This window comes from Halomonas sp. SL1 (assembly GCF_003030865.2).
In the GTDB taxonomy this organism is placed as follows: Bacteria; Pseudomonadota; Gammaproteobacteria; order Pseudomonadales; family Halomonadaceae; genus Halomonas; species Halomonas halophila.
On record NZ_PYUQ02000016.1, the window covers coordinates 130,888 to 143,398 of the forward strand.

The 12,511-nt window shown below is 69.0% G+C and carries 10 protein-coding genes; 8 read left to right on the forward strand and 2 right to left on the reverse strand.

Going from position 1 to position 12,511, the window contains the following annotated elements:
* Positions 1–141 precede the first annotated feature (141 nt).
* Positions 142–1,860, reverse strand: coding sequence for a bifunctional protein-serine/threonine kinase/phosphatase (locus C9J49_RS10765; protein ID WP_107182162.1), 1,719 nt, complete (start codon positions 1,858–1,860; stop codon positions 142–144).
* Positions 1,861–2,122: 262 nt separating this feature from the next.
* Here C9J49_RS10765 and ppa point away from each other — a divergent pair, with 262 nt between their 5' ends.
* Positions 2,123–2,653 carry an inorganic diphosphatase gene (gene ppa / locus C9J49_RS10770; protein ID WP_035599659.1) on the forward strand — a complete coding sequence of 177 codons (531 nt, stop codon included), beginning with the start codon at positions 2,123–2,125 and terminating at the stop codon, positions 2,651–2,653.
* Positions 2,654–2,729: 76 nt separating this feature from the next.
* Here ppa and C9J49_RS10775 read toward each other — a convergent pair whose 3' ends face one another.
* Positions 2,730–4,022 (reverse strand): DUF2333 family protein, encoded by a 1,293-nt coding sequence (locus C9J49_RS10775; RefSeq protein ID WP_258394023.1) that lies wholly within the window; start codon positions 4,020–4,022, stop codon positions 2,730–2,732.
* Between the two features lie 240 nt (positions 4,023–4,262).
* Here C9J49_RS10775 and dsbD point away from each other — a divergent pair, with 240 nt between their 5' ends.
* The 7 genes from dsbD (at position 4,263) to purH (ending at position 12,300) form a co-directional block, all read left to right on the forward strand.
* On the forward strand, positions 4,263–6,128 hold the full coding sequence (gene dsbD, locus C9J49_RS10780) for a protein-disulfide reductase DsbD (RefSeq protein ID WP_107182072.1): 1,866 nt from the start codon (positions 4,263–4,265) through the stop codon (positions 6,126–6,128).
* Positions 6,129–6,314: 186 nt separating this feature from the next.
* Complete coding sequence (accB, locus tag C9J49_RS10785; protein WP_035599669.1) at positions 6,315–6,785, forward strand: acetyl-CoA carboxylase biotin carboxyl carrier protein; 471 nt, start codon at positions 6,315–6,317, stop codon at positions 6,783–6,785.
* A gap of 29 nt (positions 6,786–6,814) precedes the next feature.
* On the forward strand, positions 6,815–8,155 hold the full coding sequence (gene accC / locus C9J49_RS10790) for an acetyl-CoA carboxylase biotin carboxylase subunit (protein ID WP_035599672.1): 1,341 nt from the start codon (positions 6,815–6,817) through the stop codon (positions 8,153–8,155).
* Between the two features lie 79 nt (positions 8,156–8,234).
* Positions 8,235–9,155: a 50S ribosomal protein L11 methyltransferase gene (prmA, locus tag C9J49_RS10795; RefSeq protein ID WP_046080175.1), complete on the forward strand. Its 921-nt coding sequence runs from the start codon at positions 8,235–8,237 to the stop codon at positions 9,153–9,155.
* Positions 9,156–9,260: 105 nt separating this feature from the next.
* Positions 9,261–10,319: a tRNA dihydrouridine synthase DusB gene (gene dusB / locus C9J49_RS10800; protein WP_107182073.1), complete on the forward strand. Its 1,059-nt coding sequence runs from the start codon at positions 9,261–9,263 to the stop codon at positions 10,317–10,319.
* Entirely contained in the window at positions 10,316–10,651 is a 336-nt protein-coding gene (fis, locus tag C9J49_RS10805) for a DNA-binding transcriptional regulator Fis (RefSeq protein ID WP_107182074.1), read from the forward strand. Before dusB ends, fis begins: the two co-directional genes overlap by 4 nt.
* 74 nt (positions 10,652–10,725) lie before the next feature.
* Positions 10,726–12,300, forward strand: coding sequence for a bifunctional phosphoribosylaminoimidazolecarboxamide formyltransferase/IMP cyclohydrolase (purH, locus tag C9J49_RS10810; RefSeq protein ID WP_107182075.1), 1,575 nt, complete (start codon positions 10,726–10,728; stop codon positions 12,298–12,300).
* Positions 12,301–12,511 lie beyond the last annotated feature (211 nt).

The following is a 12,511-nucleotide window of genomic DNA, read 5'->3' on the forward strand; positions in this document are numbered from 1 at the left end:
CCTGGAGAAACAGAAACCCCGAAGGCAAAACCTTCGGGGTTTTCTTGTAGCTCGGCGCCAAAGGGGCTACCCCACGTCGATTCCTATCTCAGGAACCAGCTCAGCACCAGGGGCGCTTAAGGGTCTGACCCCAATGGATGCCTATCTCAACAGCCAGCTCAGCACCAGCAACACCAGCAGCGCGGCCGCCACGACCTGCCAGAACCACGTCGCCCCACCCCGCTTCGGCGGCCCCCCGTCCGACGCCGGCTTCGGCGTCTTGAGGGCATGCAGGAACTCCGACAGGCGACGGAACCGCAGGGCCCGCTGAGGCATCAGGGCACGCTTGAGGGCCGCGTCGAGCGCCGCCGGCACTTCGGGATTGAGCGCCTGGGCACTGCGATAGTGCATCCGTTCCAGATCGGTATGGCGCAGCAGGTCCTTCACCGGCAGCTCGTAGGGCAAGGCGCCGGTCAGCAGCCAGTAGACGGTGGAGGCCAGCGAATACTGGTCGCTGCGTCGGCCGACCTCGTCATCCATGGCGTACTCCGGCGCGCTGTGCTCGGTCAGCCCCACCTGGCGCAGCAGCCCCCTCGAGCGCCGATGACCGTCCACATCGCGCAGGTGACAGGCGCTGAAGTCGGCCAGCACCACCTGGCCATGGCGATCGATCAGCACGTTCTCGGGATGGATCTGCTGATGCAGCAGGTCGCGCCGGTGCAGCGCCTGGACCGCCTTGCCGAGCTGAGTCGCGATATCGAGCCGCTGCCCGAGGCTGGCGCGGGGATGACGCCGCGCCCACTCTTCCAGCGTCATGCCTTCCACGTAGGCCATCAGGTAGTAGAGGTAACGGCGCGGCCGCGAGGGCGTCATCACCCGCACCACGAAGGGCGAGCGCACCCGCTCGACGATCCACTGCTGAAGCAGGAAGTGCTCCAGGTAGGCGTTGCGACTGGAGAGCTCCGGGCTCGGCGCCTTCATCACCATCTCGCGCTCGGTGTGCGTGTCACACACCCGGTAGACCCGCGACTGGGCGGTGCGCGACAGCACCTCCAGCACCTCGAGCCCGTCCAGCCGTTCGCCCACCGCCAGCTCCGGCGGGATCGGCAGCTCGCCGTAGGAACGGTCCGGCCGATCCTCCTGCGCCTCGGGCAGCGCATCGATGCGCACCAGCTGGAAGCAGAACGGATCGCCGCCGTAACCGCGCTCCCGGGCCCGTTCGCTGGCGGTCTCGGCCAAGCGCTCGCAGGCCGCGTGCAGGTCGCTGGCGTCCTCGCGGATCAGTCGCACGTAGTCCGACGGCATCAGGGTGCCCTGCACCGCCTGGGTGGTGAACAGGAAGATGTCCCCCTGCTTGAGCGGCATCTCCACGTAGTCGATATCGAGGCTGACATCCATGCCCAGCGCCCGGGAGGGATAGCGGTAGCCGCCAAGGTCGGTGACGTGATCGCGACTGAGCTGCTCGAACTCGGCTCCGCGCAGGCGGAACACCAGCGTATCGCCCATATGAAAGAGATGCGCCGTCTGGCCCTGATAGACCATCGCCGACACCGAGCTCACGTAGCCACCATCGCGGACCTGACGACTCTGCCCGTAGCACCAGCCGTTGAGGGCGTGCAGCACCCGGTGCGCCGACACCTTGGCCCCCCAGTGCTCGGGCGTCGAGTAGAAGTCGGCCAGAAACCCCTGCACGCTGAGGTCGCCCGCCTGCTTGGCCAGCGGGTTGCGCGAGGTGGAATCGGTGATCAGCGCACTGGCGCCCTTGCTCGTCAGCAGCGCCGTCTCGTCGGGCACGCAGACCGACATCGAACTGCGATGCCGGCCGCGATCCGGCACCACGAAGGCCTGGCCGAAACTCAATGACAGTTGCGCGGATGCCACGACGATCTCCTTGTGTGTCAGCGACTTCGAGACCGCAAGGCCTCCCTCCATGAGCGCTCATGATACACGCCTGCCCGGGGGCCTGGCTCTCCCCCCCGTCGTCGACCCGCCTACCGGGGCCACGACGGCCACATCCCCGCTCGGACGACCTAGGTCGGGTTGGTAATCGCCGGAGCGGCCTCGTATAATTCGCCGGATTTCACCCGACGGCCACCCGCCAGGGCCACAAGCCCAGGGCCATAAGCCATAGAAGGACGCCCTCATGAACTTCGACAACATCCCCGCCGGCAAGGACCTGCCCAACGACCTCTACGTCGCCATCGAGATCCCGGCCAACCATGCCCCGGTCAAGTACGAGATCGACAAGGACATGGGCGCCCTGCTGGTCGACCGCTTCATGGCCACCCCGATGTTCTACCCGGCCAACTACGGCTTCATCCCGCACACCCTGGCCGACGACGGCGACCCGCTGGACGCCCTGGTCGTGACGCCGTATCCGGTCCAGCCCGGCAGCGTCATCCGCGCGCGCCCGGTCGGCATCCTGAACATGACCGACGAAGCCGGCGAAGACGCCAAGCTGGTCTGCGTGCCGCACGAAAAGCTGTCCAGCCTGTACGACGACGTCCAGGAAGTGACCGACCTGCCGGAACTGCTGCGCCAGCAGATCGCCCACTTCTTCGAGAACTACAAGGATCTCGAGAAGGGCAAGTGGGTCAAGGTGGAATCCTGGGAAGGCGTCGAGGCCGCCCGCAAGGCCATCGAGAAGGCCGCCGCGGCTCACGACAAGGCCTGATCGCCCGCGATCATGCCCGGACAGGAAGGGGCCGCCCGATGGGCGGCCCCTTCGTCATTCCGGCATGGCGACGGACTCAACGCGCCTCGTCGGCCTCCGGCATGGACAGGGCCTCACCGGCGGCGTCATTTTCCTCCGTCTCGACACCCACTTCCTCGACGCTCTCTTTATCGACGCCCTCTTCCGCGACGGCCTCTTCCCCACCGACCTCTTCCGCCGTCACGTCACCATCACCGTTCGCCGCGTCCCGAGGCGCCTTGACCCCGCCTTCGCTCGCCTCCGGCTCGGCAGCCACCTCCCGCGCCGTCTCGTTCTCTTCGGCGACGGTCTCCGCGCCGCTCTCCTGCCGAGCGTCGTCATCGGCCGCCGGCACCTCGAGGGCATCAAACTGCGTCGCCACCCCCTCGGCGAGCTCGCGGCTCAGGTCCCGGGCACGCAGCACATGATGCGCCATCACCAGCGAATGATTGGCGAACAGCCCGAAACCCGAGCCGTTGAGGATCACCGGGCTCCACAGCCGTCGCTGGCTCAGCTCGAGTTCGGCCAGCAGGGCCTCCCAGCGCATCGTCAGCCCGGCGGCCTCGATTCGCTCGGCCTGGTCGCGGTGCATCGCCACGAGCAGACGATGAAGGGCCCAGGCCTGGCCGCGGGCCTCGAAGAAGACGTTGTCGAGCCGGTACCACGGCGTCTCCGTGGGCAGCCCCTCGGTGTCGAGGTCCAGCCCGGCCAGGGCTTCGGGACTGCCGACGCTGGCCGAGAGGCGACGTCCCATGTCGTCGAGCCTCCGGGTCACGCCGTTCAACCAGGCCGCAATCCCCTGGCCATCGGCAGCGAAGGCGGCCTGACCGCCGCCAAGCGTCTGGCGATAGCCGTCGAGGGCGGCGCGGGCCTGCTCGAGTCGACGCTCGGTGGAGGGATAGAACCAGTCGTCGGCATCGCCCTCCAGCGCCGTGCGCGCGGCATCCAGCGCCGCGGCGTCGCTGCCGGCGATGGTCGGCAGCGACTGGCTCATCCAGCGCGCCTGGCCGAGCACACCGAGCTCCCAGGCGGGCATGTTGTCGAGCCATACCCCAGGCGGGGCCAGGTCGTTGCGCAGATAGCCGCCCGGCTTGTCGAGCAGCGTCCCCACCAGGCCCGACAGGCCACCCACGACGGCCATGCCCGGCGCCGTGTCGGAGGCGGCGACGGCGTCATCCGACACCGGCTCTAACGCCGGCGTGCGGCTCCACCAGACGCCCAACCCCAGCGCCACGACCAGCGCGATCACCAGCACCGCCAGCAGCGGCTTCCAGATCCAACCGTATTGCGGACGCTCCAGCGTCTCTTTACTGCGGCGACGCCGTTCGGCCGCCCGTCGCTTCGATGCCATGATAGGGTTTCCCTGACGATGTGGGCTCGGAATCCGCCGAGCTGCGACGGCAAGGCGCATCCACAGCTACCCAGCCGCTACGATATGCTAACGCCGATGCCGAACCGGCACCGCTGCTTCCCGCATCAGAGCATAGCGGCCGACGCCGTGGAACCCCATGCCCCACCACGGGTCACAAACCCGCCGCCGTCTTCGCGGCGGCGCCATCGATGACGCTCACTCACGCTCAAGGACCACCCCGTGCCGCACGCCCGCCGCTTGATAAGCCTGCTTCTGCTGTTATGGATCCCGCTCATCGCCCAGGCACAGTGGTTCGACGACGACGGCGGCAGCGACGGCGACTTCCTGCCCGTCGAGGAGGCCTTCCAGCCCAGCGCCTGGCACGACGGCGAGACGCTGACGATCGGCGTCGAGAACGCCGACGGCTACTATCTCTATCGCCATCGATTCAGTGTCGACAGCGCAACCCCGGGCGTCAGCCTCGGCGAGCCTCGCCTGCCGGCCGGCACGGCCAAGACCGATGAATTCCTCGGCGACGTGCGCGTCTTTTACGATCGGGTCACCTTCACGGTGCCCATCGAGCGCGCCGGCGGCAACGCCGAGGGCCCGCTCGACCTGACGTTCGGCTTCCAGGGCTGTGCCGATGCCGGCCTCTGCTATCCGCCCGAGAGCGTCTCGCTGCAGGCGCCCGAGGGGCAAGCCCCCGCCGCCTTCGCCGACGTCGATCCGACGCCACCGGGCGGCAACAGCCGGGACGCTGCCGGCACGACCGGCGGCGCGCCCACGGCCCCGATCAGCGAGGATGGCCGCTTCAGCGCCCTGCTCGCGGAAGCCAGCCTGCCGCTGGTGTTGGGCCTCTTCTTCCTCGCCGGCCTGGGCCTGACCTTCACCCCCTGCGTGCTGCCGATGATCCCGATCCTGTCCTCGATCATCGTCGGCCAGCAGCCCAGCCGTTACCGCGCCTTCGCGCTGTCGCTGTCCTACGTGGCCGGCATGGCGCTGACCTACGCCGTCGCGGGCGTGCTGATGGGCAGCTTCGGCGCCGGGCTGAATCTTCAGGCCAGGCTCCAGTCGCCCCCGGTACTGATCGGTTTCGCGGCGCTGTTCACGCTGTTCGCCCTGGCCATGTTCGGCGCCTTCGACCTGCGCCTGTCGCCGCGGCTGTCCGGGCGCATCGAGGCCTGGCAGACCCGTGCCCAGCGGAGCGGCCCGGCCGGCCTGGCGCTGGCCGGCGCACTCTCGGTACTGGTGGTCTCACCCTGCGTCTCGGCGCCGCTGGCCGGCGCCATGGTGTTCATCTCCTCGACCGGCGATGCCGCGATGGGCGGCGCCGCCCTGCTGGCCCTGGCGCTCGGCATGGGTGTGCCGCTGCTGCTGGTCGGCACCTTCGGCCCGGCCCTGCTGCCGCGCACCGGCGCCTGGATGACCGGCATCAAGGCCGCCTTCGGCATCCTGCTGCTGGGCGTCGCCGTATGGCTGATCGAGCGCCTGGTGCCGGGCCCCGTGGCGCTGTTGCTATGGGCCGCCCTGGCCATCGGCGCGGCGCTGGCCCTCGGCGCCTTGAGCCTGAACACGCCGCCGGGCTGGGCCCGGGCCCGCCAGGCGCTGGGCCTCCTGCTGCTGACATGGGGCGTGACCCTGGTGATCGGCGCCTCCAGCGGCGCCGAGGACCCGCTGCGCCCGCTGGCCCAGCGCGAGGCTGCCGCCACTGACGGTGTCGGCGCCCTCGAGCCGGCGACCGTGGTCACCCGCCTCGACGAGCTGGACGCCGCTCTCGCCACGGCGGACCGGCCGGTGTTCGTCGACGTCACCGCGGACTGGTGCATCTCGTGCAAGGTCATGAAGCGCGAGGTCTACCCCGCCCCGCCGGTGGCCGAGGCGCTCGCGAGCTTCCACCGCATCGAGGTCGACGTGACCGATACCGACGCCGACAGCCGGGCGCTGCTGGAACGCTTCGAACTGTTCGGCCCACCGAGCCTGCTATTCTTCGACGACGGTCGCGAACTGCGCCAGGCGCGCATCCAGGGCGAGGTCGACGCCGATCGACTGGCCCGCCACCTGGAGGGCGTCAGCGCCTCGCTCGACGCCGGCAGCCGCCCGGGCTAGGGTTCATTGGCGAACGCCGTTCGGGCCGCTGGACATCGCCCATGAATTTCGGCAAACTCCGCCCACACCGCTTTTCGAGGCCGATAGAGGCGACAAGAGACGCCATCTTGCCGCGATCTATAGCAAGTTAGCCGTGGTTGACTGCGCCGGCCGCTACCCCCGAACTCACCATCGAGACGACGTCATATGGATATTCGCAAGGTCAAGAAGCTGATCGAGCTGCTGGAAGAGTCGAACATCAGCGAGATCGAGATCCAGGAAGGCGAAGAGTCTGTGCGCATCAGCCGTCACCCCAACGGCACCGCCTACCCGCAGCCGGCCGCTCCCGCCTGGCCGGCCGCACCGGCCCAGCCCGCCGCTCCGGCCCCGCAGGCACCGGCCGCTGCCGCCGAGCCCGCCGCCGAGCAGGCGCCGGCCTACCAGGGCCAGGAAGTGCTGTCACCGATGGTCGGCACCTTCTACCGCGCCCCGGCCCCGGGCGCCAAGCCCTTCGCCGAAGTCGGCCAGAGCGTCAAGAAGGGTGAAACCATCTGCATCGTCGAGGCGATGAAGATGATGAACCAGATCGAGGCCGATCGTGACGGCGTCATCGAGGCCTTCCTGGTCGACGACGGCGAACCGGTCGAATTCGAGCAGCCGATGGTCGTCATCTCCTGATCCCTTCACCCACATTGGCGGACTCCATCATGCTGGACAAGGTTCTCATCGCCAATCGCGGCGAGATCGCTCTGCGTATCCTGCGCGCCTGCAAGGAGCTGGGCATTCGCACGGTCGCGGTCCACTCCAAGGCCGACCGCGACCTGATGCACGTGCGCCTGGCCGACGAGGCCGTGTGCATCGGCCCGGCCTCCTCCGCGCAGTCCTACCTCAACATCCCGGCGCTGATCAGCGCCGCCGAGGTCACCGACTCGAGCGCCATCCACCCCGGCTACGGCTTCCTCTCCGAGAACGCCGACTTCGCCGAGCAAGTGGAACGCTCCGGCTTCACCTTCATCGGCCCCCGCGCCGAGACCATTCGCCTGATGGGCGACAAGGTCAGCGCCATCGAGGCCATGAAGAAGGCCGGCGTGCCGACCGTGCCGGGTTCCAACGGCCCGCTGGGCGACGACGAGGGCGAGATCCTCGCCACCGCGCGGCGCATCGGCTACCCGGTGATCATCAAGGCGGCCGCCGGCGGCGGTGGACGCGGCATGCGCGTGGTGCACACCGAGGGCCACCTGCTCTCCGCGGTGACCGTGACCCGCACCGAGGCCCACTCGGCCTTCGGCGACGGCACCGTCTACATGGAGAAGTTCCTCGAGAACCCGCGCCACGTCGAGGTCCAGGTGCTGGCCGACGGCCAGGGCAATGCCATCCACCTCTATGACCGCGACTGCTCGCTGCAGCGCCGTCACCAGAAGGTGCTCGAGGAAGCCCCGGCCCCGGGCCTCGACCCGGACGCCCGTGCCCAGGTGCTCAAGGCCTGTACCGACGCCTGCATCGAGATCGGCTACCGCGGCGCCGGCACCTTCGAGTTCCTGTACGAGAACGGCCAGTTCTTCTTCATCGAGATGAACACCCGCGTGCAGGTCGAGCACCCGGTCACCGAGATGGTCACCGGCGTCGACATCGTCCGCGAACAGCTACGCATCGCCTCCGGCCTGCCGCTGTCCGTGAGCCAGGACGAGATCGAGCTCAGCGGTCACGCCTTCGAGTGCCGCATCAACGCCGAAGACGCCCGGACCTTCATGCCCTCCCCGGGCAAGGTCACCCTCTACCACCCGCCGGGTGGCATCGGGGTGCGCATGGACTCCCACGTCTACACCGGCTACTCGGTGCCGCCGCACTACGACTCCCTGATCGGCAAACTGATCACCTGGGGCGTCGACCGCGAGACGGCGCTGACCCGCATGCGCAACGCCCTGGACGAGCTGCTGGTCGAAGGCATCAAGACCAACACCGACCTGCACAAGGATCTGGTCCGCGACGGCTATTTCCAGCAGGGCGGCGTCAACATCCACTACCTGGAGAAGAAGCTGGGCCTCTGAGCCCGGTCGACACTCCTCCGGCAGCGGGGCGGCTTGGCCGCCCCGCCGTCGTTTCCTCACGCGATTCCCGGGAGTTCCCATGCCCTGGCTGCAACTCAAGGCCCGCATCGCCCCCGAGCAGGCCGACCTGCTCGAGGAACTGCTGCTGGACGAAGGCGCCACCGCCATCACCCTCCAGGACGCCCAGGACGACCCGCTGTTCGAACCCGAGCGCGGCACCACACCGCTGTGGGACGAGACGGTGCTGACCGGCCTCTACGACGATCTCGAGGGCCTGCCCGCGATGCTCGAACGCCTGGCCGGCGCCTGGTCCGAGGCCATGCCCGGCGAGCCCTGCCCCGAGATCGAGCACGAGCTGCTCGACGATCGCGACTGGGAGCGCGCCTGGATGGACGACTTCGAGCCCCTACAGATGGGCCAGAAGCTGTGGATCGTGCCGAGCTGGCACGAGGCGCCGGACCCCCAGGCGGTCAACCTGCATCTCGATCCCGGCCTGGCCTTCGGCACCGGCACCCACCCCACCACGGCGCTGTGCCTTTCGTGGCTCGACGGCCTGGCCGTGGCCGGCGAGCTCGACGGCCGCGAGGTGCTGGACGTGGGCTGCGGTTCCGGCATTCTCGCCATCGCCGCACTCAAGCTCGGCGCGAACTCGGCCCGGGGCACCGACATCGATCCCCAGGCGCTCGCCGCCAGCCGCGACAACGCCGAGCGCAACGGCGTCGAGGAAGACGACTTCGCGCTCCACTACCCGGAGCAGCTCGACGCCGCGGCGCGCTTCCCGGTGGTGATCGCCAACATCCTGGCCGGCCCGCTGGTCGAGCTGTCCGGCGAGATCGCCGGGCGCGTGGCGCCGGGCGGCCGCCTGGCGCTGTCCGGCATCCTCGAGGCCCAGGCCGACGAGGTGCGCGAGGCCTACGAGGCGCGCGGCCTGATCATGGACGAGCCCGAAGTGCGCGAGGGCTGGGTGCGCCTCACCGGACGCCGCGCCGCCGACGGCTGACCGGATGGGCCCGGCGGCGGGCGACGCTCTGCCGCACACCGATCCTTCACCCAGGCCATCGGGGGGCGTATGATATGTCCCCCCTTCGAACCATCGATCTCGACCATGCCCGACTCACGTCCCCTGCCGCGCATCGGCTCTCATGCGTTGCCGAACCGGGTGATCCTGGCCCCCATGGCCGGCGTCACCGACCGCCCCTTCCGCGCGCTCTGCCGGCGGCTGGGCGCGGGCCTGGTGGTGGGCGAGATGGTGACCTCGGACCCGAATCTGTGGCACACCCGCAAGTCGCGACTGCGCATGGACCATCGCGGCGAGCCCGGCCCTCGCGCCGTGCAGATCGCCGGCGGCGACGCCGAGATGCTCGCCGAGGCGGCACGGCTCAACGCCGAGATGGGCGCCGAGATCATCGACATCAACATGGGCTGTCCGGCCAAGAAGGTCTGCAACAAGGCCGCCGGCTCGGCGCTGCTGCGGGACGAGGCGCTGGTGGCCGAGATCCTCGAATCGGTGGTCGCCGCGGTGGACGTGCCGGTGACGCTGAAGATCCGCACCGGCTGGTGCGCCGACAGCAACAACGGCGTGCGGGTGGCGAAGCTGGCCGAGAACGCCGGCATCCAGGCGCTGGCCGTGCACGGCCGTCACCGCCAGCAGCGCTACGGCGGCGAGGCCGAGTACGACACCATCGCCGCCATCAAGGCCGCGGTGAAGCTGCCGATCTTCGCCAACGGCGATGTCGACTCGCCCGAGAAGGCCCGCCACGTCCTCGACTATACTGGGGCGGATGCGGTGATGATCGGCCGCGGCGCCCAGGGCAACCCTTGGATCTTCCGCGAGATCGATCACTACCTGCGACACGGCCAGCGCCTCGCGGCGCCCGACGACGCCGAACGCTCGGCGGTGCTCCACGGCCACCTGGTGGCCCTGCACGACTTCTATGGCGAGCACATGGGGGTGCGCATCGCCCGCAAGCATCTCGGCTGGTACCTGGCCGGCGATGCACGCCTCGACGACGACGGACGACGTGCCCTGCGCGCCACCTTCAATGGCCTGGACAGCCCCGCTGACCAGTGCCGCTTCATCGACGAACTCTTTCGTCATGACCCCGCCACGGCGCCGCACCGTGTCGCCCGGGCCATGACGCCGGATGGAACCTGTGCCGCATGACCAGCAGCCAAGCCCTTGACCAGAATTCCGCGCTGACCGAGCTGGACGCCCGAGCCTCCCGGCGCCTCGACGAGGCCGACGGCAGCGCGCTGAGCCCCCACGGCGACGTGCCCCTGCGCGAGGCCGTCGACGCCGCCATGCGACGCTACTTCGACCACCTCGACGGCGGCGACGTCACCGACCTTCACGCCATGGTGATGGCCGAGGTCGAGGCGCCGCTGCTGGCCTCGGTGCTCGAGAACGCCCAGGGCAACCAGACCCGCGCCGCCGAGATGCTCGGCCTCAACCGCGGCACCCTGCGCAAGAAGCTCAAGCACTACGGGCTGATCTGAATTCCCGCGAGGGCGCCATCGAGCGCCCTCGCTTGCGTTTCGATGTTCCCTCAACGCCCAACAGAGTGACCTTCATGTCCCAAGCCTCTTCCACTCCGGTCCGTCGCGCCCTGATCAGCGTGTCCGACAAGACCGGCATCGTCGACTTCGCCCGCGGCCTCAGCGACCAGGGCGTCGAGCTGCTCTCCACCGGCGGCACCTTCCGCCTGCTGCAGGAGAACGGCATTCCGGTCACCGAGGTCTCCGAGCACACCGGCTTCCCCGAGATCATGGATGGCCGCGTCAAGACCCTGCATCCGAAGATCCACGGCGGCATCCTCGGCCGTCGCGGCCAGGACGACGCGGTGATGGCCGAGCACGACATCGCACCGATCGACATGGTGGTGGTCAACCTGTATCCGTTCTCGGCCACCGTGGCGCGTCCGGACTGCAGCCTCGAGGACGCCATCGAGAACATCGACATCGGCGGCCCGACCATGGTCCGCTCCTGCGCCAAGAACCACGCCTACACCACCATCGTGGTCGACGCCGGCGACTACGGCCGCGTGCTCGAGGAAGTCGCCCAAGGCGGCATGCAGCAGGCCACCCGCTTCGACCTGGCGGTCAAGGCCTTCGAACACACCGCCGGCTACGACGCCGCCATCGCCGATTACCTCGGCCAGCGCGTCGAGGGCGGCGAGGACGGCTTCCCGCGCACCTACAACCTGCAGTTCCACAAGAAGCAGTCCATGCGCTACGGCGAGAACCCGCACCAGTCCGCGGCCTTCTACGTCGAGGCCGGCTGCCAGGAGCCCAGCGTCTCCACCGCCGAGACCCTGCAGGGCAAGCCGCTGTCGTTCAACAACGTGGCCGACACCGACTCCGCGCTGGAGTGCGTGAAGAGCTTCGCCGAGACCGCCTGCGTGATCGTCAAGCACGCCAACCCGTGCGGCGTGGCCGTCGGCGCCAGCCAGCTCGAGGCCTACGACAAGGCCTTCGCCACCGACCCGACCAGTGCCTTCGGCGGCATCATCGCCTTCAACACCCCGCTGGACACCGAGACCGCCCGCGCCATCATCGACCGCCAGTTCGTCGAGGTGATCATCGCCCCCGGGGTCGAGGACGCGGCCCGCGAGATCGTCGCCGAGAAGAAGAACGTGCGCCTGCTCGACATCTCCGCGCACTGGCCCGGCGAGCGCGAGCACGCCCACGACCTCAAGCGCGTCACCGGCGGCCTGCTGGTCCAGGACCGCGACCTGGGCATGGTCGGCCGCGACGAGCTGACCGTGGTCACCGAGCGCGTCCCCAGCGAGCAGGAAATGCGTGACCTGGCCTTCGCCTGGAAGGTCGGCAAGTACGTCAAGTCCAACGCCATCGTCTACGTCAAGGACGGCCAGACCATCGGCGTGGGCGCCGGCCAGATGAGCCGCGTCTACTCGGCCAAGATCGCCGGCATCAAGGCCGCCGACGAAGGCCTGTCCGTGCCCGGCTCGGTGATGGCCAGCGATGCCTTCTTCCCGTTCCGCGACGGCATCGACGCCGCCGCCAAGGCCGGCATCACCGCGGTGATCCAGCCCGGCGGCTCCATGCGCGACCAGGAAGTGATCGACGCCGCCAACGAGGCCGGCATCGCCATGGTGTTCACCGGCATGCGCCACTTCCGCCACTGAGCGGAGAGGAAAACGCTGGAGCTCGGCCATGCGTCGTTGAAAAGCGGCATCAAGATGCTCATTTGCTAAAGCAAACTCCGCTCTTTCGCCGCTTTTCGCCTAGCCTGACCTTCGCCCAGCCGTTTTCTCTGGTATCTGGAAAGAAACACCCCGCCGAGCATGCTCGGCGGGGTGTTTGTCTTCCGACTTCCAGGCGCGTAGGGCCGATCTT

What these genes read in the sequence shown, in the direction of transcription:
- ppa (WP_035599659.1), top strand. Translation starts at nt 2,123, where the DNA reads ATGAACTTCGACAACATCCCCGCCGGCAAGGACCTGCCCAACGACCTC.
- C9J49_RS10775 (WP_258394023.1), bottom strand. Translation starts at nt 4,022, where the DNA reads ATGGCATCGAAGCGACGGGCGGCCGAACGGCGTCGCCGCAGTAAAGAG.
- accB (WP_035599669.1), top strand. Translation starts at nt 6,315, where the DNA reads ATGGATATTCGCAAGGTCAAGAAGCTGATCGAGCTGCTGGAAGAGTCG.
- accC (WP_035599672.1), top strand. Translation starts at nt 6,815, where the DNA reads ATGCTGGACAAGGTTCTCATCGCCAATCGCGGCGAGATCGCTCTGCGT.
- prmA (WP_046080175.1), top strand. Translation starts at nt 8,235, where the DNA reads ATGCCCTGGCTGCAACTCAAGGCCCGCATCGCCCCCGAGCAGGCCGAC.
- dusB (WP_107182073.1), top strand. Translation starts at nt 9,261, where the DNA reads ATGCCCGACTCACGTCCCCTGCCGCGCATCGGCTCTCATGCGTTGCCG.
- fis (WP_107182074.1), top strand. Translation starts at nt 10,316, where the DNA reads ATGACCAGCAGCCAAGCCCTTGACCAGAATTCCGCGCTGACCGAGCTG.
- purH (WP_107182075.1), top strand. Translation starts at nt 10,726, where the DNA reads ATGTCCCAAGCCTCTTCCACTCCGGTCCGTCGCGCCCTGATCAGCGTG.